Below are 22,388 nucleotides of genomic sequence, written 5' to 3' on the forward strand. Positions count from 1 at the left end.
TGCGCATCAAGCAGATCACGCAAACACGCGTGCACTACGGCTATCGCCGGGTGCATGTGATTCCAGCTATAGCCCTTCACGTTGCGCAGATACAGAAAGCACAAACTGAATCCCCATGTTCGATGGTTGTCCGTCAGACGCAGCAGCCACTGGGCCACCTCGCCGTTCTCCTCGTCGCGCTTGCCGACATAGCGATAGCATGTTTCGCTGAGGCCGAATGCCTTACAGGCCTGGCGAACCGACATGGCCCGCTCCTGTACCGCCCACTGAGCCATCTCGCGGCGGCGAGACGGCTTTACCACTTTTTGCGAGTGCCTCCGCTACCACCTCGGCCTTGAGTTTCTCCTCGACGACCATCTTGCGCAGCCGGGCATTCTCGGCTTCCAGCTCCTTCATCCGTGCCATCAGCGATGCATCCATACCGCCAAACTTCGAGCGCTACTTGTAAAACGTCGCCGTGCTGATACCCAGTTCCCGGCACAGATCCGGCACTGCCAGCCCGGACTCCACCCGCTTCAGGGCCTCGATGATCTGGCTGTCCGTGAATCTCGACTTCTTCATCCGTAAAACTTCCTTAACGAGAAAACTCTACTTCTGGATGCACCGCTTTTGCGGGGGGATTACCACCAGATACCCAAAAACAGGCGATGTATGGTTTTTACTAGCGGCGTTGCGCAGAAAGGCGAGAAAATCATTTGCGTGATTGACGGCTAGCGGTGAAGCTTCAGTAGGTTGTATCGATGGTTCATCCGGGCTGAGTCTGGGCAACTGGAGGTCGCCAAACACGCAGCCTTCCAGCAGTTCAGCCGGATAAACACCTTTCAGAATGCACGGCTCACCTTTGCTCGTCGACTTGAGAGGTTTCAGCAGATCACCGAATAGGGCTGGATCGTGGCCTCCTCACCACGTGCTATCGCGCTAGCGACGGCTTTGCTGGTCCTGGAGTTGCGCCAGTCAAGAGCCTGAAAGATGGACTGACCAGACAGCGCCTGAACAAGCGACTACGGAAGACCCAGCTTGGTCACTTAGGAGACCTGAAGCCAGTGGGTGAAGGTGGGTTCGAGATGCGCGAGCCAATCGGTCCTGGCTGGCGATGTACTATGTCCAGCGCGGTGAGATGCTCATCGTGATGCTGAGTGGTGACGACAAGTCAACTCGGCAGGCTGACATTCATCGGGCGATTGCGTTGACGAATTCTTTGGAGGATGGATCATGACCCAGCGAATAAAAGTTTCCCAACTTCCCGAGTTCGATGCGGCCGAGTACCTAAACAACGAAGAGGATGTCGCGTCGTACCTAACAATTGTTCTTGAAGAGAATGACCCAGCGCTGCTGGCCGTAGCCCTGGGCGATATCGCCCGTGCTCGAGGAATGGCGCAGGTGGCCAAGGACTCCGACATCGCACGCGAAGCCCTGTACAAAGCGCTTCGACCCGGCAGTGAACCGCGCTTCGAGACGATCAGCCGCGTTTGCGCTGCCTTGGGCGTGCGCCTGGTGGCACAGCTGCTGCATTGACATGTGCGATTCACGGACATTGTTTCACTTTTTGGAGCGCCGTTTCCGTTGTGTGTTGGAGCTCGCGGCGCCGGTGGGAGACGCGAGCTCCAACACACGCTGATGATGTTCGGCGAGGGTTTTGTCGACTCGCCATTCGCGGTGCCGAGTTCGCTCTTTCGTTTCGTCGTAAGCACCGTGGACATCCTCCGCGAGAGGTGTAATTTCGCTCAGCTCCGCGATACGATCGACTGGTGTCTTGCCACCGAGTGATCCGTGCGGACGCCGCCAGTTGTAGTCGAACTGCCACTGCTCAATTCGCTGGCCGATCGCATCTTCGGTCGGCCGATGATGCAATCAGAACTCATTTAGATCGGTGAGCTGTGACCGCTCGACTTTGCCGTTGAGATGTGGCGAGCGTGGCGGAATTGGTCGGAATTTGATGCACTCGCTCATCAAACGCCGTTGCACTGACTCGGCGAAGAACTCGCCGCCTCGATCAGTCTGGATATGCTCGGTCGGAAACGGCATTTCCTCGATGACGCGGTCAAGAAAAAGCAGCGTATTTCGAGCATTTCTGCATGAGTAGAGCGCCAGTATCCGGAAGCGTGAGCAGTCGTCGATCGCCGTGTATTGATAGATACCTCGCGCGATCTTCATCGTGTCCATCTAGACTCGGTCTCCTGGAACCGGACGGCTATAGCGTTTGGGCTGCGATGGCCTTCTGGCGTGGACCAGCGGCTTTACCGATGCCTTACACAAAACCTTGTGCATGGTTGCAAGGGACAGCTCTCTTTGCCCGTGGAGCCGTAACTCGTTTTGGATCCGCCGTGCTCCCTTGCGCTCGGCACGCAGCCGCAGAATTTTTGCTCGATCCGCCTCAGAGACCTTCCCATTCGGACTGTTGAGAGGGCGACGGCTTTGAGAGCGAAGTCCTTCCTCTCCGTCATCTCGGTAGCGACCTAACCACTTGCGAAGTGTCGGTCTCGATATGCCACATCGCACGCATACAAGACCGGCGTTGCCGGTCTCATGATACATGCGTACCCAACGTAATCGCGTTGCAATCTCACGGTCCATCGCCTCATTCTAGTTGAAACGATGTGTGCGAATCACACAGATTAACGCTGTTCTGCGATGGTCAATCTGGCGCCGCACCCATCAATGGCGAGCGCAGCAGGCCCATTATCGCGCTCGCGGTTGTACGCCACCGTGAATAGTTACGGCTGTAGTACTAGTGGGTTCCCCTTTTGTGCGCAATTTGACGCAATGTTTGGCGGTTTGAACGAAGATAAAAGTTTGCGATCTGCCCAAACGTTGTTCTATAGTGCCCCATTAAGCGTATCTATAGGCATGATGGCTAAACCTGTGATCATACGCATAACGGTCTGTCAAGCAACGTTGAAGTGATTGTCAACGGGACAGCACAAATTACAGTGCGTGGGTTCCGTTCCCTAAAGGTAACGTCTGGAGTAAAGAAAAAATGACGAAGGACCCCAGCTTGGACCTAATGGCGTTGTGCCCGCGTGGCGTGTCCAATCTTTCTCCTCTGCACCTTCTCTCCAAACTTGTCCTCACTTGGCGTATCCGCTACGCCAGCCATAAAGCGTGCTGGAATCGCCCATGGTATGCGAGCAGACTGCCTCGGTGTTGTCGTTAGCGCAGCCCCCTTCACGCGTTCGAACAAGACGCAGGGGGCTAGCGCAGGTCAGCTAACTCTTGCGCATGGGGCCTTTATGTTCCTGCCCGCTAGCAAAATAGGCCAGCGCCAGCTTATGACTTGAGGGTCACGGAGAGTTGGCGCGTCAAGAAACGGCTGTCTCACCTTCTTCAACGACTGAATTAGGATTATTGATGAATCAAACAACGCTTCCTCTGCTGTCTCGAGTGGAAAAACTCCATAGCCTCGAGGAAGGCCAACTCGTCAAGTTAGGTTACCCATCGGTGTTTGACGTGGTACGTGTTCCACGCGAGCGATTTATCCGTCAGCACCGCGCCCAGTTAGGCCGGCGAGCGGAAAAGGTATATGATCTGGCGATCGGCTATGCGCAGCAGGTTGTGCATCACTTTCGCTATAAGCGCATCACACGCGCGGTTAGGTCGACGTTGAGCGGCCCATTTTCAGTACCGGGGCCGAGTTTCAGCACACAGTTTCCGGACACGAACTGGCAGAACAAAGCGCCTAGCGGCGCCCCTGAGGCCAACGATGCGCCGGTCGCGTATTTAACCCACATCTATGAGTTGGCCCTTCAGCAAGAAAAGGCGGGCGCTAGCCAGTTGATGAATACGTTGGCCGAGCGACGCCCAGATCTTGGCAAGCTGAAAGTGGATGATGCGGCAATCAACGAAGTCATTCCACAGTTGCAACTGGTCAACGAAATTCTCGCCGCCGCGATTCAGGATAAAAAGCAACTGAATAACCTCGAAGCGGTGAATGCGTTGCTGGCAACCACCCGCTATCCGAACACGTTGCCGTACCATTACGGGCACCAACAGATTCAAGCTGCGCAGTCGGTGCTGGACACGTCACTGCAGGAAGCCGTGCTGCCGCTGAGCGGTGCTTTTCCGCAGCATTTCTGGGCGGTCGCTGCCACATTGTCGCAGGCCGATGCGAGCGGCCTGACCCGCTTGCAGATTATGGCGAGTCAGCTTTCGCCGGAGCAGCAAAAAATCGTTGCGGAACCCGCATGGTTCGGGAACCATCATCTAGGGTTGGCCGAGTTGCAAAATACATGGCAAAGTCCTTCATTTGCTGAAACGTTGCCCTTTATTTATTATGACACAGGCGCATTTATATTGCCGCTTCAGGATAGTGTTGACGAATATGATGGACGGCCAAAAGAATTATGTTGGTTAGGTTACGATTATAAATACTCAAATTTAAAAATTCAGTTGACCAATGGTAGCAAAAAGGCCATAGTCGATTTGCGCGGTCAAGTGGATAATTATTACAATACTTATCCTGGCCTTATTAATGATGCAATCGATACAGAGGGTTCTCCGTATCCTAATAAACTGCTGTTGCAATTTGTAGCAGATGACAACCCTGATTTGGACCTATCTCAGGGCCCATGGTATGGGCAATTTACGCTGAATTTTTTGGGCTGGCGTGGCGGTCGCCGGGATTTGACGATTTCGCTGTGTTTAAGCCAGGACGACAAGGTTCACTACTCGCCAGCACAAACCGGTTTTTATCAGGCGAACTACGGCAGCAGTAGCCTAACGGCAGCCAACTTTGTTGATATGACTGCCTTGACCGCGCGTACTGGCCTGACGGTTCCGGCGGTGGAGCAGTTGCTGTGCGTCGATGCCGGTGGTTTTCGCGTCACATTATCCGATAACTTCACCGTAGCGAATGCCCTTTTTTCCAACGGGCATACTTCGCATAGCGCCGCTGAGCCTTTCCTGTACGGTGCGCGCTTCATCCATGCCGGCCAACTGAACACGATCACGATTAGCAAAGATCCGAGTTCGGGAGCGCTCACGCTCAATAACCTGACCGACGACAAGCTGGACCGCATTAACCGCATGGTGCGGCTGCAAAAGTGGCTTGACCTACCGTATGAGGACATCGACCTGCTGGTGACGTCCGCAATGGACGCCGAGGGCGATGCGAATCGTGCGCTGTTGATGAACGACAACACACTGCGCATGCTGGGCGTATTTAAGCACTATCAGACAACTTATGGGGTATCCGCCAAACAATTTGCCGCATGGCTCGATGTCGTGACGCCGTTTGCGATCACGCCAAACACGCCGTTCCTCGACCAAGTGTTTAATGCCAGCGGCGCATTTGATACACCGTTCGTCGTCGACAATCAGGATTTTGTGTACACATTGACGACCGGTGAGGATGGCGCCCGAGTTCAACATATCAGCACGGCACTGGGCTTGAATCACCGCCAGTTCCTGCTGTTCGCCGACCCAATTGCACGCCAGCAAGGCAATGTCAGTCTTTGTCAGCTGACCTGTAACTTATCTGTAGTGTCGGCATTTTACCGGCTCGCCACGCTGGCTCGTACGCTGAGCCTCAGTGCCGAAGCCTTTTGTGTGCTACTTAATCGGCTGGATAATGGTACAGGCGTGGTCTGGAAGCAGTTAGCCGGCCAGCCGATCATTACGCCGCCGCAACAGGATTCCGCAATCGGCAGTGATGCCTTAACTTTGCTGCAAGCATTGAGCACGATTGCGCAGTGGCAACAGCAGCATTCGTTGCCGATGCCAACAGTGCAACTGCTGACGACACCGTGCAATCCGTTTCTTCCCGTGGCGGGCAACTACGGCACTGTGTCTACAACCAATGAAATGCAGCGTGTCTCCGTGGGCTGGAAAGATCTCAACTATGACAGCAGCACAGGTGAGTTAACGCTCACCCAACAAATTGCATTTCGCGAAGACCAAAACGCTTATGGAATATCGGAATTCCATTTTACGATCCCTAATGGATTAAGCCGCAATGGTGACTTGAGCTGGCAAGGAGATGCGCCTCCAGGCGTGACCCTGAACAATGACAAGTATGATGGCAAAACCAATGACTGGCCGTTCATTTGGTCAAATTGGTTGTATCCCGACAAAACTAAAACCTATATCCTCAACATTTCACTCAAAGGGACGTTTCAGGACCTTGCTAAACTGAATGCGTTGTCATCGACAGTCAAAATTCATACTGCTTATTTCGATACCACGCTGACTTTCTTTGAAGGCGCGATACTAACAGATGGTACCGAGCTTGCCCCGCAGGGCACGACCGACCAACTGAACTTCATCCAGCAGGTGTGGCAAACCCTTCAAAGCACGTGGATTGACGCCGCTCAACTCAATCGCAGCGGTGCGCCGGTGAAAGATAGCGCCGGCCAAGCCATTGATTGGTTCAGCTTGTTGTCTGCTCAATCAAAATCCGGTGCTGGTCTGATTGACGCCGACGGTTTGGTGACCGACGTCGATATCAACAATGCAGTAACAAAGTCAGTCAATAGCGTGTCGCTATCTGATGCCGATAAACAGCAGGCCATCACCGCGTTGACCAATACGTTGCTGCAAGCCCAGCAAACCCAACAAGGGGTTGCCGTTGGCCTGCTGGCCCAGTCGCTCAATGTTAGCCAATCGTTGCCGGCGTTGCTGCTGCGCTGGAGTGACCAAACCGTCTATCGTTGGCTCAGCGCCACCTGGGCGCTGAAAAAAACCGTCAAGGCCGCCGCCGATATTCCAGCCGGCTATCTGCGTTCGTTGCGCGAGGTAGTGCGCCGTGCGCTGCTGACGACGCAGTTTGGGCTCAGTGCCGCGTTGGTGCAAACCCTGCTGGGTCATCCGGAATATTTCGGCTTGACCCGCGAGGATCTCACGCGCATCGATCTGCCCAAACTCTATCTGTTGAGCCGCTACAGCGACCTGCTTGCCCAAGTGGGCGCGGCGGGCGGCGGGACCGAGGACGATGTGCTGGCTTATTTCCGGGCCGCCAACGCGGCTTCGCCGCTCAGCAACGCAGACGCTGCCAGCCTGCTCGCGTCGCTGCTGGGCTGGCAGCAAGAGCAGGTGCAGGCAAGCTGGTCTGTGTTAGGCGGCATCGCCAAAACTATGCCCCAGCTCGATACGGTACTGCGATTGCAGCAGGCTCAAAAGCAGACCGGACTGGGCGTCGGTCAGCAACAGCAAGGTTTCGTGCTGAGCCGCGACAGTGCTTACGAAGACTGGCAGAGCGTGGGCCGCGCGCTCGTCGTCGGGGTATCGCATCTGAAGGGCGATCACTGACAAGCGCCGGGCAAGCGCCGAAGGATCGGCCGCCCCGTCGTGCGTATGGGTGTGTATCGGGGCGATTGATCTGCACCCGATCCTCTATAAAAGGTAGAGAAGAATGCTATCGACAATCGAAAAACAACTGAATGAATCGCAGCGTGACGCGCTAGTAACAGGTTATCTCAATTTTGTGGCGCCGACCTTGAAAAACGTCGGCAGCCAACCGGTCACCGACGAAAATCTGTACGAGTATTTGCTGATCGACCCGGAAGTCGGCGATGAGGTCAAGACGAGCCGGGTCGCGCAGGCGATCGCGAGCGTGCAGCAGTACATAACGCGGATTGTCAACGGTGTCGAGCCGGGATTCCAGGCTGTCGAGCCGTCCACGGTCAACGCGTGGCGCGACAACGACAGCCAATACGCAATCTGGGCCGCCGGCGCCGATGTGCAAAACTACGCGGAAAATTATATTTCGCCCGCCACGCGGCTCGAAAAAAGCCATTATTTCAAGGAGTTGGAGACGACGCTGAACCAGAACCAGCTCGATCCGGATCACGTACAAAATGCGGCGCTTGCGTATCTGAACGAGTTCGAGGCGGTCAGTAACTTGACCGTGCTCAGCGGTTATATCAATCAAGACAACTTTAGCCGAGCTACGTACTACTTGATCGGTCGGACCACGACCAAGCCGTACCAATATTACTGGCGGCAAATGGATTTAAGCAAGAATCGTGACGACTATCAGGGCAATCCCGTCACGCCGAACTGCTGGAGCGACTGGCTGCCGATTGATTTGCCGCTATCGGCGGATGGTGTGCTCGAGCATACCGTGCGGCCCGTGTTTTACAACGACCGCCTGTATGTGGCGTGGGTCGAGCGCGACCCGACGCCGCAGAAGAACGACAGTGGCAAGAACACGACTCAGCATGCCTATCGTGTGGCGTTCGGCTATAAGCGCTACGATGACTCGTGGACGGCGCCGAATAGCACCACGCTGATGACGTTGCAGCAGGGGGAAACAGACGAACTCCAACGTAACAGTCTGTTGATCGACGAAGCCAGCGACATTAAAAGCCTACGCGACGTTAATCTGCTGGCGACCACCGATTTCAGTATCGATCCGGCTGACAAGGCGGAGAGCAATCCGTACGGCCGTTTGATGCTGGGTGTCTTCGCGAGGCAATTTGATGCCAAAACGAAGAAGAACGCCCCTACGGTCTATGGCTACCAGTATTGTGACTCGGCCTTCAATCGCCATGCGCTCGGACCACTCACCCGAGAACTGCTATTTGCGAGTTTTATCGATCAGGATGACACGACGAATGCGTTGCAGTTTGCCGTGTATGATAAAAAATACGTGATGACCGGCGTCGAAAGAAACACCGATAAGGAAGCGGGTGGTGATCAGGAAAATACCGGATGGAACAGCAAAATTCCCGATCTCCAAATAGGCGATACGGGTAATTGCTGTGTCTACATGAAAGATCCTCTCACCGTGCGCGTGGAGATGGGGCTTAGCGACAGCTTTACCAATGATTACGTCTTTACAAAAGAAGAGACTAATACGGGTGGCAATTCGGGATTTGGCTTCTGTCGTCCTAATGACGATTGGGGCGTCACGATTCGTTATCATGATAACGACTATTACACGTTCGAAAACACTGTTATCCGATACGAACCAAACTCATTCGGTCAGGGAAGTATACCGGATGGAGTTCGGGCTATTAATATTTCCGACGCTCCCGGGAATAGTGTAACTCAGTTTCGCGTCGATATACAATCTAATCAAATCAGATGGACTGGGTCCGGAGCATATGGCCCCAGTCTCGACATATCGGGGACACGTCTGGACGAAGACTGTAATGCCGTGAACTACGCAATCGGTATGAAGGCATACGCGCCGTTCGACTTTGATAGTTGGGCTTCATTGGCTCAGATTAGCAACTTCGATAAAATCGCCGACACGCGAAAGTTTTTTCTGAGTACCGAAATTAGCGGCTCAGCGGGTGGAGTCGGTTACAAAGATGATCCCAACCCAACCTTTGAGCTCGATCCGAAAAGTGCGAACCTTGCGCAAGAAATAACGCTCAGTGAATCCCTCTTTAAGCCGACTGAGCGCTATCTGAATGTGGGCCTTAAGGTGGTGTGGGACCATTATGACCGGCCGACAGGTAACAAAGGCGGCCATGCGTGGGTCTGGAAATGGTTTAAGGTCTCGGTCGAGATGCAAGACCTCAACGCGCCGACGGCCATTCCGCGCCTAGTGTCGCGCTACGACAGCAAGCGCGGCATGGTGCAGTATCTGGACTTTTGCACGGACGATTTGCCCGCGAATACCCGGCTGAATACCACCTTCGTGCGCACGCTGATCGAGAAGGCGAACCTGGGTCTCGACAGCTTGCTCGATTACACCGTGCAAGCGGATCCGACACTCGAAGCCAGTCTGACCGAAGACGGCAAGAGCGAAGCGATGGACTTTAATGGTGCGAACGGCTTGTATTTCTGGGAGTTATTTTTCCATATGCCGTTCCTGGTCGCATCGCGCTTCGCGAGCGGGCAGCAGTTCGATCCAGCGCAGAAGTGGTTGCACTACATCTTCGATCCGGCGATGTCTAAGAAAGACAATGCGCCGCCGTACTGGAACGTCTATCCGCTCAAGCCATTATCCCATTTAGCCGGCGATCCATCACGCTTGCTGGCCGATCCGCTGGACCCCGACACCCAGGCGTATGCGCACCCTGAGGTGTATCAGAAGGCAGTATTCGTTGCCTACGTCAGCAACCTGATTGCGCAGGGTGATGCGTGGTATCGACAGCTGACCCGCGACGGGCTCGCTCAGGCACGCGTTTATTACAATTTCGCTGTGGAACTGCTCGGTCCGCGTCCCGATGTGTCGATTAGCAGCAACTGGCAAGCGCCGACGCTCGACACGCTGGCTCAAGCCGACAACACCGCATTGCGCACATACGAGCGCGATCTCGGTCGCAGCAACGCGAGCTTGCCGGCGTTGCCGGGGCGGCATACCGGCTATTTGCGTCTGGCCGACAATCAGTACTTTACTGCGCCGCTGAACACACTGATGCTGTCGCATTGGGACACGATCGATGCGCGGCTGTACAACCTGCGTCATAACCTGACAGTCGATGGCAAGCCGTTGTCACTGCCATTGTATGCAGCACCGGCCGACCCCGTCGCGCTACTGAGCCAGCGTGCCCAGTCCGGCATGCTGAGCGCCGGCGTGAGCGGCGCGATGCTGGTGGTGCCGCCGTATCGATTCAACGCGATGCTGCCGCGCGCCTACAATGCCGTCGCAACGCTCAGCCGTTTTGGCGAGACGCTGCTCAGCCTGCTCGAGCGCAGCGAGCGGGCCGGCCAGGAAGAATTGGCGCAGCAGCAACTGCTCGACATGTCCAGCTATGCGATGACGCTGCAGCAGCAGGCGATCGACGGCTTAGTGGCTGACCGCGTCGCATTGCAGGCCAGTCAGACCACCGCGCAACAGCGGCATGATCACTACTATGCGCTGTATCAGGAAAACATTTCCGACGCCGAGCGTCAGGTGATGGATACCAATACGCTTGCGCAAACCTATTTTGCCAGTGCCCAGGCACTACAGGTTGCGAGCGGCGCACTCAAAGAAGTGCCTAGTATTTACGGCTTGGCGGACGGTGGCTCACGCTATGAAGGCGCGACCGAGGCGGTGGGCGCGGTAATGCAGCTAGAAGGGCATGTGGCAACACTGCTCGCCGAGCGACTGGCGACCACAGAAGGCTATCGGCGCCGTCGTCAAGACTGGCAGCTTCAGTACGAACAAGCACAGGCCGAGGTGGACGCACTGACCAAGCAGCTCGACGCGCTGGCGATCCGCGAAAAATCCGCCCGCACCGCATTGCAGCAAGCGCAGGCTCAGCAGGCGCAACTGCAGACGATGCTGACCTACCTGAAATCGCGCTTTACGCAAGCGACGCTGTATCAGTGGCTGTCGGGCCAGTTGGCAGCCCAATACTACCAAGCGTACGATGCGGTGGTTTCGCTGTGCTTGTCCGCGCAGGCATGCTGGCAGTACGAGCTGGGGGATTTCGCAACGACGTTCATTCAGACCGGCACCTGGAATGATCATTACCGGGGTCTGCAAGTCGGCGAGACCTTGCAATTGAATCTGCATCAGATGGAAGCGGCGTATCTGGCACGCCATGAGCGCCGGCTGGAAATCACTCGCACCGTGTCGTTGAAAACACTATTGACCAATAACACGTTTGAAGCGCAAAAGAGCAGAGGTAGCTTTACCTTTGAGCTGACCGAGGCATTGTTTGACAACGATTATCCCGGTCACTATCTGCGGCAAATCTTGTCTGTGTCAGTGACGTTGCCCACGGTGGTCGGACCATATCAGGATGTCAAAGCGGTACTGACCCAGATCAGCAGCAGCACTCTGCTGAAGGCCGATATCCAGGGGGTGGATTACCTGAACGGAAAGGGTAACGTAGGCGCTAACGTGGTCAACAATCTGCGGCCTAGCCAGCAAGTGGCGATCTCAACGGGATTGAATGACGCGGGCAGTGTGAACGTGCGCTTTGATGACGAGCGCTATCGGCCATTCGAAGGCACGGGCGCGGTGTCGAAGTGGACGCTGACTTTTCCGCGTGCAGTGGACAGTCAAGGTGGCCAACTGAAAGCGGATCCAGAGCAGCAAGCGTTGCTGGCGGCACTGGACGATGTGCTAGTGCAAGTGCAGTACAGCGCTTGTGTCGGTGGTGCGAGCTTTGCTGATGCAGTGGAAAAAAGCCTGCTTCCATCGGGTTTGTAAGCGTTAGTGCGTCGGCTTAACCGACGCACCGTTCGCCAGACCGCATTCGATGATCACGAATCTACTGGCCCGATGACACGCCGTGCGGCGTCACGCACCGGCCCACCTTCAACCGCTTTTAGGAGTGCCCGTTGACATTCTCTTTTTCTTCCGCGTCCGGGATGACACTGACGCCACCGAGCCTGCCCAAAGGCGGCGGGGCCATGCGTGGGTTAGGCGAGGCGTTGGGGCCGGTTGGCTCCTCGGGCGTGGCGACGATGACGTTGCCGCTGCCCATATCGGCCGGCCGTGGCTACGCGCCGCAACTGGCATTGCGCTATGCAAGCGGCAGTGGCAATGGCCCGTTTGGCGTCGGATGGCACCTCGGGTTGACCAGCATCGGGCGACGCACTGCTTGCGGCACGCCCCAATACGACGACGAAGATGAATTTATCGGCCCGGGCGGTGATGTCCTTGAACCGGAGCGTGATGCCGATGGCGCTGTGGTGCCGCCCTCTGAGGTCGGGACCTATAACGGCCTAATATTAGACGACACCTACCACGTGACGCGCTACTTTCCGCGCATCGAGCGCGACTTCGCGCGCATCGAGCATTGGATCGGCCAAACCCATGGTGGCGACTTTTGGCTCGTTCATGACGCGGGCGGTGATCATTGCTACTAGCGATGGGATGGGAAGGCGGCCATGCGCATGAATTCGTGTTCCGCAATACCAACTACGGCGAACCGGACCCCGACTACCCGAGCGATCCGCCGATGCTGGATGAAGCCAGGGTCACGCTGGTCAAAGCGTTGGGCGCGCTGAAGTCATTCACCTACATTTACGACTACGGCGACAACTGGCAGCATCGCATCAAGGTCGAAAAGGCGTTGCCCGCCAATGCGCAACTTCGCTCGCCTTTGTGCCTAGACGGACGCAACGCATGCCCGCCGAAGGACGTCGGCGGAGCCCCCGGATACATCGACTTTCTCGATGGCAATCATCGATCCTTCGCACGAGGAACATGACCACTTCCTCAAGTGGTGCGGCGGCAGCTTCGATCCCGATGCGTTTGATCTCGACTTCGCAAATCAACGGCTCTTCGAAGTCAAATTCTGAACGTCTATGCGGCCTTGGGACGACACTTACATTGGATCTGCGGCAAACGACTGAAAGCCCTCATTCCAACGCTGACCGATGCGATGGCACGGCATGGTCACCTGACGCTATCAAAGCAGGTTTGCCAACGGCTGAGTCAGATCAGCGTCGCCACCATTGACCGTAAGCGCGCAATAAACCACGTGGCTTGCGCGACGCGACCGGTTGTGCGTCAGTCTGTTTGGTGGCCGTGCCGCACGCCCGCTGAGGACCGCGGCGCTGGCTTTTCCGAGGAAAGCCGACAATTCCGGGCTCGCGGGACGGCTTTTGCACTCGTGGAGGCAAACATCCTTGTAACAGTAGCCCAAGGCGCGCTCGTTACGAGGCATGACCACGCACGATCCGCTCAAGGCATGGAGTGCAGTCGCCGCCCATGTACATACGCGTATTTACATAGAGCGGAGAATATTCTATAGTACATCCACAGTACACACATCAGGAACCGCTATGCATACCACCCGCGTTTTCAAGAATGGCAACTCGCAAGCCGTTCGCATTCCCGCCGACCTTGCTTACGACCGGAGCGATGTCGAAATCGAAATTGAGCGCGTAGGCGATGAGATCCGTATCCGTCCGATGCGTCGTCCGCTGACTGGCGTGCTCAAGAAGTTCGCGAAATTCGGGCCGGATTTCATGGCTGAAGGTCGCGGCGAGCAGGAGCAGACGGAGCGCGAGGGATTGTGATGCCGCGCTTTATGCTCGACACAAACATGTGCATCTACCTGATGAAGAATCAGCCTGAAGAAGTCGCGAAGCGATTTGCGCAGTGCTACGTCGGGGATGTGGTTATGTCCGCAGTCACCTACGCTAAACTTGAATACGGCGTCGTAGTGTCTGCGAACCGAACTCGCGAGCGCCGCAATCTCGCCGCCCTAATCCAAGATATTCCTGTGGCCCCGTTCGACGCTGCCGCAGCAACGGCCTACGGGCCTGTGCGCAAAGCGACGAGCGAGCGCAAGAAGGATGCTTTTGACAAGCTGATTGCCGCCCACGCGATTGCCCTGGACGTTATTCTCGTTACGAACAACGAGCGCGATTTTGCCAGCTATCCCGGTATCAGGCTCGAAAACTGGCTCAACAAGTAGAAAACTCTAACATGCTTATTAATCTCGAAGTTTGGAACGAAGAGCCTCGCCACGACCAGGGGAGTGAACAAGGTACGCGTAAATTCCTGTCATAAGCCTTGAAGTTATGAAATTCGCTCGGCCTAAATGCCAGAGCACCGTCGCAATGCCAGTGCTGCCTCATCAAGGGCCTGGATCAAGGCAGGTGTGGGCGTCCATTGACTGCCTTGTACGGTAAAGCGGGCCGCGGCATCGACAACCTTCGCAGTGCCCTCCCTGTTGTTGCGGCCCAGTTTGGAGGCCAGGAAGACTTCAAACAGCGAGCTACCGCGCTGCTTGATTTGATCGACATTGAGACGGCCCTGCGCATCAAAAGTGACAATCACAAAATCCCGATTGATCAAGTGCATGGGCTTGCGATCCATCAAGGTGCGCGAGGCGCACGCGCTGATCTGCAAACTCCGGCAGGCGATGACTATCCGGAGCACCGAGCATGTTCCAGTAGCGCGTCATTCCTATCTTCAGGATGCCCTCGTCCGGCGTGATCAGAAATGTTCGAATCGTGTATCCCATTGCAATAACTTTGTTGTTGCTTCGGCACAATCGTGATCTCGTTCGTCACCGGGCCGCCTCATTTGCGCCAATTTGCGATCGACGCGTTCATATTTTAGGCCTTTCGCGCCTCAAACGCCTGATCGAACCGCCGGACTCGCTGCACTTCATCGCTGTGCAGATAGATCGACGTCGTCGGGATCGACGAATGGCGCAGATTGTCGTGCACCATGATCAGCTCGGCGCCCCGGGCCAGCGCATGTGACGCGTGAGTGTGCCGCATCCAGTGCGGGCTCGCGCGGCGCAGCTTCTCCGCCGTCGCGGGCCGCTGGGCGGGTCGCAGGGGCAGCCAATGATTAACACGAGCTCGCGGCTCATCATAGACGAGTAGCCTGCCTACCCGAAGTGCTTCCCGGTGCCCCTTGTCCCGGATGGTCGGACCATACGCCTAAAACTGCGCGGCGGGAACACGCGGGACACCGGTTCATATCATGCCAGTTACCAAAACCATCGAGAGCATGCACATGTAACTGCGCAAGATTGTGAAGAACCGCGGCCACTTCCCGAGCGACGAAGCCGCCAGCAAACTGTTGTATCTGGCCTTGCGCAACATCGAAAAGGAAAGATGCCGCCTATCACTTGGCGGCAGGCGCTTAATCAGTTCGCCATTCTGTTCGGCGACCGGTTCACGAACACCATAAGCTGAGATCTTTTAACCGACCTCGGCACACAAGATTCCTGATACATCTGCCGAAACGAAAGAACATCATCGCACACATTCCGCGGTACAGCTCACGCGTGTTCGAGCAGGCGGCTTCGAGTGCGCGATCCAAGAACTGCTGAGCTAAAGCGCTGACGGTTACGCGTGCGCGTGATCCACGGTTCCACCGACAGGCGCATGCCGACCGCCTTCAGCACGGCCAGCAAGGTTTTCAAGGTGGGATTGTCTTTTAGCGAAAGCGCGCGATAAAGCGCCTCGCGCGTGATTCCTGCCTCGGCCGCAACCCATGCTAATCCGCCATAGGCGTGTGCAACCGTGCGCAGCGCTAGTAGAGCGCCGGCACGGTCTTTCGGATTATCGAGTGATTCCATCGCCGCTTTCAAGTATTCAATGGCCAGATCACGATCGGCGCGCAGCTCCGCGATTTCCTGCTCGTAATGTGACACGGTTGCCTTTGCCTTCGTCACGCTTGCCTCCGCTTCCAGTCAATCCAGTATTCCTTCGCACGCCGGATATCTGCCGTTTGCGAACGCTTATCGCCGCCGCACAGCAGGATCACGAGCGCATTGCCATGCCGCCCACAATAGACCCGGTAACCGGGACCGACGTGTACACGCAATTCCAGCACTCCTTCTCCAACCGGCTCACAGTCTCCGAAGTTGCTGCTTGAACTTGGCGCAGTCGAAGCCGCACGCGCGCCTGTGCAACGCGGTCGCGTAGCCCGTTAAGCCATTCTGTCAGGGGCTCGCGTCCGTTTTCTTGTCGGTATCGCAGCAGTTCAGTCATTCTTTATTGAAAATTAAAAGTTATTGGTAGTCACAGTTTAAGTGTGCGCCTGTCATCGGAACCGTGTTTTATTCTCACGGTGATGTCAGTCGCCGTCATTGTGCGGGTACCGGTTCGGGGGAGCTTGGCGTAGGAGATCACGTTATCGCGTCACTCGGTTGGCTGGGCAATGGGCTGTAGGGCAGGCGCGCTAGACTGCTGTCCATTTAAAGAGTGGGGGCGGTCGTGACCTCATTGAGGCATGGCTGCACGCTGGGTTCGCACGGCAAGCAGAGCGGGCCGGCCATTAGCGCTGTGGCTCCCGAGTGAGAGGTTCGACCGGCTCCTGGTCGCCCCAGTTCATCCGATGGCCGCGCACCGTCTGGCGGTGCCGCGTGTCCTCTTCCCCGTGCAAGTACAGGCTCGTGGTAGTCAGCGACATGTGCCCGAGGTTGTCGCGCACTGTGCGCAGATCGAGGCCGGCGTCAGCCTGATGCGAGCCGGCTGTATGCCGCAGCCAATGCGCCGAGGCGCGCACCAGTTCGTCGGCGCGATCGGCAAATTCTGGCCCGCGTGCGTGCAGCCACGACGCGGCGTCGCGAAAGATCCGCTTTGATCGCGTCATGCAGGGCGGAACGCGACAGGCCGCGGCGCGGGCCCCGGAAGGGCACGACCAGCGGCGTGTCCTCGACCCGGCGGGGCAGCGGGGACAAGCCACACGCCTGCCGGTAGCGGGTCAGCTCGACGATCAATTCCGGCGACGCGGGCACGCGCCGCGCGCGTTGTCCCTTACCGACGATGTCAAGCCACCACTGGTCGTGTCCGTCCAGGCCTAGGCGCCGCGAGAAGTCGCCCATGGTGCCGTGGGCGACCTCGGAGAGGCGCAGACCTAGCAGATAGAAAAGCGTGGTCAGCCAGCGGCAGCGGGCATAGTACGCGCGCTGCGCCGTTGTTTCCTGGGGCAGCTGCTCGACAAAGTGTTTGACCTCATCCCATAGTGAGATCGACAGATAGCGCGTGACGCGGAGCGCCGAGCGCTTGGCGCGCTAGCGCAGTAGCGCCATCGGGTTGCTGCGCAGATAGCCAGCATCCACCAAACAGGCCGTTCAGGATGACCCGCGCTTGCCGCTGGCTGGCCGCGGACAGCGGCCCATTAAAGGGCCGCCAGCGCGCATCGCCGCGGGGATATTTGCCCCCGGTGGCCGACACCCAGCGGCTCGCGGGCTGCGGGTCGGCCAGGAACGCGTTGAACTGCTGTAGATCCTCGTGCGTGAGCAACGACAGCGGCTTGCCCCGTTGCACGACGGCCCACAGCAAGAGCCGCTCAGCCTCCTTGCGGTGGGTGTCGAACGTGGTTTTTGTGTCGGCGTAATTGGACAGCCAGGCGCGCACGGCGTCCAGGTCGTTACGCGCGGCGAGTTGCGCGGTCTCTCGCGCGCCGCGATTGGTGCCGTCGCGCCCGTCTAAATGCTCGGGCAACACGAGCGCCTCGACTGGTGGCACGGCGGTGAACGGGGTGAGGGACACGGTGGGGGGCGCTCCAAGGGCGGGGGTCAACGAAACACGACGCTTCTAAAGCGTTACACGACATTACAGCCGTAATGTCGTGTAACGTGTCTTTAGTGTTAGAAATACAACGTATTACGTAGTATTATTGAAGGAAATGTTCCCCGGAAACTGCGATGAGTGATGTCCTGTCCCCCGATGCGGCGCTGACCACCGAGATCGCGCGCTTAAAAGCCGCGCATCCAAACACGCGCGAGTTGTATCGCGAGGTGTGCGCGCTGCTGTTCTTTCGCTTTGGCATCACGCCCACCGCGAACCGTCTGTACCAGTTGGTGCGCAAGGGCAGCATGGGCACGCCCACGGCGGTGCTCAGCGAGTTCTGGCATGAGCTGCGTGAGAAAAGTCGTGTCAAGCTTGACCATCCGGATTTGCCCCCCGAGCTGCGCGACGCCGCCGGCACGCTCGTTGCGACGCTGTGGGAGCGAGCCACGGCCACCGCGCACGCGGCGCTGGAAGACATGCGGGCCGAAATGCGCCACGAGCGCGACGCGGCCGCCGCCGAAGTAGCCGCCGCCCGCGAGACTGCGGCGCACGCCGAACGCACCCTCGAAGAACACCGCGCGGCGCGGCTCGCTGCGCAGGCACGCCTGCAGGAACTCGAGCGCGCGCTGGCGGCGGCTGAAGCAGCGCGCCAGACGCTGCACGCGCAAGTCGAGCGCCTGCAACGCGACGCACAGGAGCGGGACGTGGCGCTCGCCCAGGCGCGCGCCGATTTTGCCCGCGAACTCGATAAGCTGCGGGCCGACACCGCGCGCGCCGAAGCACGGCTGCAAGCGGCCGAAAAGTGTGCGCTCTTGGAAACCGAGCATGAGCGCAGCATCAGCGCGCGCCTGATCAAGGAACGAGATGCGGCGGTGCGACGTGCCGACGAAAGTGACGCGCAACGCCGCGCTGAGCGGCAAGCGCTGCAGGCGCAACTGGGGGACGCACGCCAGCACATTGGCACGCTGGAAGGCAGCTTGGCCGCGCTGCAGCGCGCGAGTGCTGAAGCTGAAAAAGCGCGGCGCGCGCGGCAGCGCATACCCACCCAGTCCGCATTGGGCCGCACCTCTGGCCCAATTAGGCGGCCACGCCCGCCGACGCGTGCGCTCAAAAAGAGTAGGTGACCCAGTCACCTACATGCGGCAACGCCTGAGCGAGGGATGGATCCTATAGTGTAGGAGCCAATGACTAAATTAACAACGCGTCACCAGACCTCAATGCGTAGCGCTATTTCAGGGGAAATGGTGGCGTGCTCATCGAGCACATCACTTACAAGGCCACCTCAGCGGCAAGTGCTTCCCACGGCGCCGTCAAGCGGCCGTCTTCCCGCACGACCAGACCGGCAACTTCTAGCGCTGCCACATCAGCATGCACGCGCTTGTAGTCACGCGATAAAGCGCATGCCAAAGCCTTGACGCTATCGGCGCCTTCTCGGTGCAAATAGCGTAGTAACTCCAGCCGTTTTGGCGTCAGCGCCGCCACCATTTCCTGCCACGAGAGAAAGGTGACGTGACTTTCCTTGAAATGCTCGCCTTTGGCCGCGCGCTCAAAGGCATTCACGAACCGCTGCCCCATATCACGTGCGCCACTCACATGGACTGTCAGTTTGCTCATTTTCCGCTCCTTTCGCGTTCAACATCCCCCAAAAAGTCCCTCACCATCTGTTCCGCCGTCGAAAAAACGTAGGGCACTTCACGGTCACGATAGTGGCGATGGTCGCCCTTGCCGCGTTCATTATCGTAGCCAATGATTCTTGCGCTGCCCTGACCATAGAACAGGCTGTATTTCAAACCATGGGGTCTTTCCGCATCGCATTCGGGCAATCGCCAGATCCGCATTTCAAGAATGGCTCCGTCCGGATAAACCATTCGATCCTCAAATAACAGCGTCGCCTTCTTTTTCATATGGCGTATTTTGCCATACGCCAGCTTATGGCGTCAACTGCCATAGTTAGAGGCACAAAGTGCTTGCCAATCGTGTTGCGTGTTTCTCGCGTCGGTCGGCAGTTCGCTAAACGCCGACGTGCGTCCGGATGGCGTAATGCTGGCCCCGGCCCGCCGCAAATATTCGCTGGACGACCTTATTGCCCAATGCGACATGAAGACTTTTTTTCCGGAGGACATGGCGGCATGGAGTGAGGTCAAACCGGTGGGGCGTGAGGCTTGGTGAGGCGGGTCAAGTTCGCGCGGGGCGATATCGTGCGCGTGAGCCTAAACTCGACTGCCGGGCGAGAGCAGCAAGGTGATTTTCGCCCAGCGCTCGTTCTATCTGCGGCGGCGTTCAACGCCTTGGGCGTGGCGCTCGTTGCCCCGATCACCCAGGGCGACGCCTCTGCTCGCTTTGCTAGGTTCGCCGTACCGCTTTCCGGTTCTGGAACCGAGACGCAAGGTGTAGCGCTCGTCAACATGGCGCGTATGCTCGACCTGGAGGCGCGCGGCGCGCGTAAGCTCGAACGTGCGCCGGTTGAAGTGGTTGAGGACGCGCTGGCTCGGTTTCAGACGATTATTGAATGAGGACAACGCAATGAGCAACAAGTTCTGGAACTTGATGTACGCGCTGAACAACACGAAGCGGTGGGTCGGCGACGCGAACAATCCGCAAGCGCGCTAGTTTGCGATGCAAGGCGCTTTCGTCAACATGAGTGGATGCTCGCGCAGCGCAAACTTTGCCCCCCGAGCTGCGCGCCGCCGCCGGCACGCTCCTCGCGACGCTGTGGGAGCGGGCCGCGGCCACTGCGCACACGGCACTGGAAGAGGTGCGTGCCGAAATGCGCCTCGAGCGCGACGCGGCCGCCGCCGAAGTAGCCGCCGCCCGCGAGGCTGCGGCGCACGCCGAACGCACTCTCGAAGAACCCCGCGCTGAGCGGCAAGCGCTGCAGGCGCAACTGGGGGACTCACGCCAGCACATTGGCACGCTGGAAGGCAGCTTGGCCGCGCTGCAGCGCGCGAGTGCTGAAGCTGAAAAAGCGCGGCGCGCGCGGCAGCGCATACCCACCCAGTCCGCATTAGGCCGGACCTCTGGCCCAATTAGGCGGCCACGCCCGCCGACGCGTGCGCTTAAAAAGACTTCGTGACGCAGTTATCGACATTCGCTTTTTATACAAAGGCTCATGTGGCCGCAGGCCGGTTAGCAAGCATAGGCACTGCGCGCACCAAAAGTGAGGCCGCTTGGCGTATGATTTTTCCGCATTAAGAAGCTACCCCAATCAAAAATATAGTGTGTCTTGCTGGCCATCGCTTGATGAGATACAATGTATCTCAAATGATAGGAGGTCGCAATGGCTACAACGACAATGGTTCACATCCGTATTGACGAGACCGTCAAAGCGCAGGCTGCGCAAACGTTAGCCTCGATGGGGCTGACTGTCTCCGATGCCATTCGAGTCTTCCTGACGCGCATCGTGGCAGACAAAGCGCTGCCCTTTGCGATCCAAGCGCCCAATGCGGCCAGCCGTGCCGCCATGGCTGAAGCCCGCGACATCATCGAGAGCCGCCACGTTCGCTTCGCAACTTCCGACGCCTTGATGAATGACCTTGAAAAGAACACCCGCAAGTAAGCGGGCCACTCTGCCGCGCGCGTCAGATTACACCAAAGCATTTCTCAAGGACTGGCAACGCCTGTCTTACTCGGGCCGGTACGATATGAACCGGTTGAAAGAGGCCATGACGTTGCTTATTGCCAATGATGGCCCGCTTGCTGCTGAGTGGTTGGATCACTCGCTTGCGGGCGAGTGGGACAGTCACCGGGAGTGTCACATTGGGGGCGATTTTCTGCTTATTTATAAGCTCGCTGATATCGGCAAGCATAGCTTAGTGATCTTCGTCCGAGCGGGCACGCATTCCGAACTTTTTTCTTAACAGGACAAAAGGGCCTTCACTGCGTGCTCGACGTCCCACATCAGGCCAGCCCTTGTCTCACGCAAAGTCATACTGACTTACCTTGGATGAAACCGGTTGTTTGCAAAAACGCGGCGGGGAGCAGCGCCGTCTTACAACCTGCCCAACGTTCGTTTGTCGGCCGTCGAGTTAATAGAGCATGTAATCGCTCTGGCAAGTGTCTCGAACTCGAGATGACTGATCGTGCACCGTGAATCAGTAAGGTACGTAAATAGACGTCACCGCGTTTGCTGATGCCGCCCAGCCCGACTTTGCCACCCGAGCTGTTCTGTCGCGGCACGAGGCCAAGGTAGGCCGCAAATTCCCGACCGGAGCGGAAAGTTTTCGCTTGACCGATGACCGACACCGCTGCAGTTGCCGTCAACAGGCCAACACCCGGAATTTCCGAGATACGACGGCATGCTGGGTCACCGCGTTGCCATTCGAGGATGCGCTGCTCGATGCGTTGAATTTGATCGTCGAGCAGATGAAGCCGGGACAATTGATCCCGAAGGCTATTGATCAGCATTGCCGGAAACTGATCGGCCAGCGTCGCGATCGCCGCTTGAGCGGCCTGGATCGATGGACGTCGCCCTTGTGGCAAAACGACGCCGAATTCATAGAGTAATCCACGCAATTGATTGACTTGCATGACGCGGATCCGGACCAGTTGCTGGCGCATTCGATGTAGCG

General features: G+C 57.5%; 17 protein-coding genes and 9 pseudogenes. 15 read left to right on the top strand and 11 right to left on the bottom strand.

Annotated elements, in window-relative coordinates; genetic code table 11:
- Nucleotides 1-561 (bottom strand): annotated as a pseudogene (locus tag KPG66_RS07620) (transposase); the annotation flags it as partial.
- A gap of 651 nt (nucleotides 562-1,212) precedes the next feature.
- Between KPG66_RS07620 and KPG66_RS07635 the strand changes: the two are divergent.
- Entirely contained in the window at nucleotides 1,213-1,515 is a 303-nt protein-coding gene (locus KPG66_RS07635; protein ID WP_237070530.1) for an addiction module antidote protein, read from the top strand.
- 24 nt (nucleotides 1,516-1,539) lie between these two features.
- Here the strand turns inward: KPG66_RS07635 and KPG66_RS07640 are convergent.
- Nucleotides 1,540-2,574 (bottom strand): annotated as a pseudogene (locus tag KPG66_RS07640) (IS481 family transposase).
- Nucleotides 2,575-3,348: 774 nt separating this feature from the next.
- Here KPG66_RS07640 and KPG66_RS07645 point away from each other — a divergent pair.
- The 7 genes from KPG66_RS07645 (at nucleotide 3,349) to KPG66_RS07670 (ending at nucleotide 14,255) form a co-directional block, all read left to right on the top strand.
- Nucleotides 3,349-7,242 (top strand): Tc toxin subunit A, encoded by a 3,894-nt coding sequence (locus tag KPG66_RS07645; protein ID WP_237070532.1) that lies wholly within the window; start codon nucleotides 3,349-3,351, stop codon nucleotides 7,240-7,242.
- A 103-nt stretch (nucleotides 7,243-7,345) separates the two neighbouring features.
- The gene (locus tag KPG66_RS07650; RefSeq protein ID WP_237070536.1) at nucleotides 7,346-12,034 is read left to right on the top strand and encodes a neuraminidase-like domain-containing protein; all 4,689 of its coding nucleotides are present in this window, start codon (nucleotides 7,346-7,348) and stop codon (nucleotides 12,032-12,034) included.
- Nucleotides 12,035-12,165: 131 nt separating this feature from the next.
- Nucleotides 12,166-12,696 carry a SpvB/TcaC N-terminal domain-containing protein gene (locus KPG66_RS07655; RefSeq protein WP_237070537.1) on the top strand — a complete coding sequence of 177 codons (531 nt, stop codon included), beginning with the start codon at nucleotides 12,166-12,168 and terminating at the stop codon, nucleotides 12,694-12,696.
- 2 nt (nucleotides 12,697-12,698) lie between these two features.
- Nucleotides 12,699-13,040, top strand: coding sequence for a plasmid pRiA4b ORF-3 family protein (locus KPG66_RS07660; protein WP_237070538.1), 342 nt, complete (start codon nucleotides 12,699-12,701; stop codon nucleotides 13,038-13,040).
- A complete protein-coding gene (locus tag KPG66_RS17710; RefSeq protein ID WP_336886349.1) occupies nucleotides 13,006-13,131 on the top strand; it encodes an IS1096 element passenger TnpR family protein in 126 nt (41 codons plus the stop codon). Before KPG66_RS07660 ends, KPG66_RS17710 begins: the two co-directional genes overlap by 35 nt.
- A 486-nt stretch (nucleotides 13,132-13,617) precedes the next feature.
- Nucleotides 13,618-13,854: an antitoxin gene (locus tag KPG66_RS07665; RefSeq protein ID WP_237070539.1), complete on the top strand. Its 237-nt coding sequence runs from the start codon at nucleotides 13,618-13,620 to the stop codon at nucleotides 13,852-13,854.
- Complete coding sequence (locus tag KPG66_RS07670) at nucleotides 13,854-14,255, top strand: type II toxin-antitoxin system VapC family toxin (RefSeq protein ID WP_237070540.1); 402 nt, start codon at nucleotides 13,854-13,856, stop codon at nucleotides 14,253-14,255. Before KPG66_RS07665 ends, KPG66_RS07670 begins: the two co-directional genes overlap by 1 nt.
- A gap of 122 nt (nucleotides 14,256-14,377) precedes the next feature.
- On the opposite strand, the gene KPG66_RS07675 is transcribed toward KPG66_RS07670, so the two are convergent.
- The 3 genes and pseudogenes from KPG66_RS07675 to KPG66_RS07685 form a co-directional block, all read right to left on the bottom strand.
- On the bottom strand, nucleotides 14,378-14,644 hold the full coding sequence (locus KPG66_RS07675) for a hypothetical protein (RefSeq protein ID WP_237070541.1): 267 nt from the start codon (nucleotides 14,642-14,644) through the stop codon (nucleotides 14,378-14,380).
- Nucleotides 14,604-14,807 (bottom strand): hypothetical protein, encoded by a 204-nt coding sequence (locus KPG66_RS07680; protein WP_013428580.1) that lies wholly within the window; start codon nucleotides 14,805-14,807, stop codon nucleotides 14,604-14,606. Before KPG66_RS07680 ends, KPG66_RS07675 begins: the two co-directional genes overlap by 41 nt.
- Before the next feature lie 94 nt (nucleotides 14,808-14,901).
- A pseudogene (locus KPG66_RS07685) lies at nucleotides 14,902-15,120 on the bottom strand (tyrosine-type recombinase/integrase); the annotation flags it as partial.
- A 196-nt stretch (nucleotides 15,121-15,316) separates the two neighbouring features.
- On the opposite strand from KPG66_RS07685, the pseudogene KPG66_RS07690 reads away from it, so the two are divergent.
- Nucleotides 15,317-15,492 (top strand): annotated as a pseudogene (locus KPG66_RS07690) (IS256 family transposase); the annotation flags it as partial.
- A gap of 173 nt (nucleotides 15,493-15,665) precedes the next feature.
- Here the strand turns inward: KPG66_RS07690 and KPG66_RS07695 are convergent.
- The 3 pseudogenes from KPG66_RS07695 to KPG66_RS07705 form a co-directional block, all read right to left on the bottom strand.
- Nucleotides 15,666-15,974, bottom strand: a pseudogene (locus KPG66_RS07695) (addiction module antidote protein); the annotation flags it as partial.
- Nucleotides 15,971-16,293 (bottom strand): annotated as a pseudogene (locus KPG66_RS07700) (type II toxin-antitoxin system RelE/ParE family toxin). The pseudogenes KPG66_RS07700 and KPG66_RS07695, both read right to left, overlap by 4 nt.
- Nucleotides 16,294-16,579: 286 nt before the next feature.
- Nucleotides 16,580-17,799, bottom strand: a pseudogene (locus KPG66_RS07705) (tyrosine-type recombinase/integrase).
- Between the two features lie 155 nt (nucleotides 17,800-17,954).
- Here KPG66_RS07705 and KPG66_RS07710 point away from each other — a divergent pair.
- Nucleotides 17,955-18,944 (top strand): DNA-binding protein, encoded by a 990-nt coding sequence (locus KPG66_RS07710; protein ID WP_237070542.1) that lies wholly within the window; start codon nucleotides 17,955-17,957, stop codon nucleotides 18,942-18,944.
- Between the two features lie 145 nt (nucleotides 18,945-19,089).
- Here the strand turns inward: KPG66_RS07710 and KPG66_RS07715 are convergent, their stop codons facing one another.
- The gene (locus KPG66_RS07715; RefSeq protein WP_013428587.1) at nucleotides 19,090-19,434 is read right to left on the bottom strand and encodes an HVO_A0114 family putative DNA-binding protein; all 345 of its coding nucleotides are present in this window, start codon (nucleotides 19,432-19,434) and stop codon (nucleotides 19,090-19,092) included.
- On the bottom strand, nucleotides 19,431-19,724 hold the full coding sequence (locus KPG66_RS07720; protein ID WP_237070543.1) for a toxin-antitoxin system TumE family protein: 294 nt from the start codon (nucleotides 19,722-19,724) through the stop codon (nucleotides 19,431-19,433). The genes KPG66_RS07715 and KPG66_RS07720 overlap by 4 nt, the downstream gene beginning before the upstream one ends.
- A gap of 88 nt (nucleotides 19,725-19,812) precedes the next feature.
- Between KPG66_RS07720 and KPG66_RS17555 the strand changes: the two are divergent.
- From KPG66_RS17555 to KPG66_RS07740, 5 genes and pseudogenes are all read left to right on the top strand, one after another.
- Nucleotides 19,813-19,989 (top strand): annotated as a pseudogene (locus tag KPG66_RS17555) (MazE protein); the annotation flags it as partial.
- On the top strand, nucleotides 19,983-20,333 hold the full coding sequence (locus KPG66_RS07725) for a type II toxin-antitoxin system ChpB family toxin (protein WP_013428590.1): 351 nt from the start codon (nucleotides 19,983-19,985) through the stop codon (nucleotides 20,331-20,333). The pseudogene KPG66_RS17555 and the gene KPG66_RS07725, both read left to right, overlap by 7 nt.
- 152 nt (nucleotides 20,334-20,485) lie before the next feature.
- Nucleotides 20,486-20,893: a hypothetical protein gene (locus KPG66_RS07730; RefSeq protein WP_237070544.1), complete on the top strand. Its 408-nt coding sequence runs from the start codon at nucleotides 20,486-20,488 to the stop codon at nucleotides 20,891-20,893.
- 204 nt (nucleotides 20,894-21,097) lie between these two features.
- Complete coding sequence (locus tag KPG66_RS07735) at nucleotides 21,098-21,376, top strand: type II toxin-antitoxin system RelB/DinJ family antitoxin (protein ID WP_237070545.1); 279 nt, start codon at nucleotides 21,098-21,100, stop codon at nucleotides 21,374-21,376.
- Complete coding sequence (locus KPG66_RS07740; RefSeq protein WP_013428593.1) at nucleotides 21,348-21,677, top strand: type II toxin-antitoxin system YafQ family toxin; 330 nt, start codon at nucleotides 21,348-21,350, stop codon at nucleotides 21,675-21,677. Before KPG66_RS07735 ends, KPG66_RS07740 begins: the two co-directional genes overlap by 29 nt.
- A gap of 151 nt (nucleotides 21,678-21,828) precedes the next feature.
- Here KPG66_RS07740 and KPG66_RS07745 read toward each other — a convergent pair.
- A pseudogene (locus KPG66_RS07745) lies at nucleotides 21,829-22,388 on the bottom strand (IS110 family transposase); the annotation flags it as partial.

Origin of the sequence: Mycetohabitans sp. B2, from assembly GCF_021733735.1 — a bacterium.
Taxonomy (GTDB): domain Bacteria; phylum Pseudomonadota; class Gammaproteobacteria; order Burkholderiales; family Burkholderiaceae; genus Mycetohabitans; species Mycetohabitans rhizoxinica.

Bases quoted from the DNA above. Each gene is read 5' to 3' on its own strand.
- KPG66_RS07735 (WP_237070545.1), top strand. From the start codon at position 21,098: ATGGCTACAACGACAATGGTTCACATCCGTATTGACGAGACCGTCAAA.
- KPG66_RS07680 (WP_013428580.1), bottom strand. From the start codon at position 14,807: ATGGGATACACGATTCGAACATTTCTGATCACGCCGGACGAGGGCATC.
- KPG66_RS07710 (WP_237070542.1), top strand. From the start codon at position 17,955: ATGAGTGATGTCCTGTCCCCCGATGCGGCGCTGACCACCGAGATCGCG.
- KPG66_RS07740 (WP_013428593.1), top strand. From the start codon at position 21,348: ATGACCTTGAAAAGAACACCCGCAAGTAAGCGGGCCACTCTGCCGCGC.
- KPG66_RS07675 (WP_237070541.1), bottom strand. From the start codon at position 14,644: ATGCACTTGATCAATCGGGATTTTGTGATTGTCACTTTTGATGCGCAG.
- KPG66_RS07715 (WP_013428587.1), bottom strand. From the start codon at position 19,434: ATGAGCAAACTGACAGTCCATGTGAGTGGCGCACGTGATATGGGGCAG.
- KPG66_RS07665 (WP_237070539.1), top strand. From the start codon at position 13,618: ATGCATACCACCCGCGTTTTCAAGAATGGCAACTCGCAAGCCGTTCGC.
- KPG66_RS07645 (WP_237070532.1), top strand. From the start codon at position 3,349: ATGAATCAAACAACGCTTCCTCTGCTGTCTCGAGTGGAAAAACTCCAT.
- KPG66_RS07670 (WP_237070540.1), top strand. From the start codon at position 13,854: ATGCCGCGCTTTATGCTCGACACAAACATGTGCATCTACCTGATGAAG.
- KPG66_RS07650 (WP_237070536.1), top strand. From the start codon at position 7,346: ATGCTATCGACAATCGAAAAACAACTGAATGAATCGCAGCGTGACGCG.
- KPG66_RS07660 (WP_237070538.1), top strand. From the start codon at position 12,699: ATGGGATGGGAAGGCGGCCATGCGCATGAATTCGTGTTCCGCAATACC.
- KPG66_RS07720 (WP_237070543.1), bottom strand. From the start codon at position 19,724: ATGAAAAAGAAGGCGACGCTGTTATTTGAGGATCGAATGGTTTATCCG.
- KPG66_RS07635 (WP_237070530.1), top strand. From the start codon at position 1,213: ATGACCCAGCGAATAAAAGTTTCCCAACTTCCCGAGTTCGATGCGGCC.
- KPG66_RS17710 (WP_336886349.1), top strand. From the start codon at position 13,006: ATGGCAATCATCGATCCTTCGCACGAGGAACATGACCACTTCCTCAAG.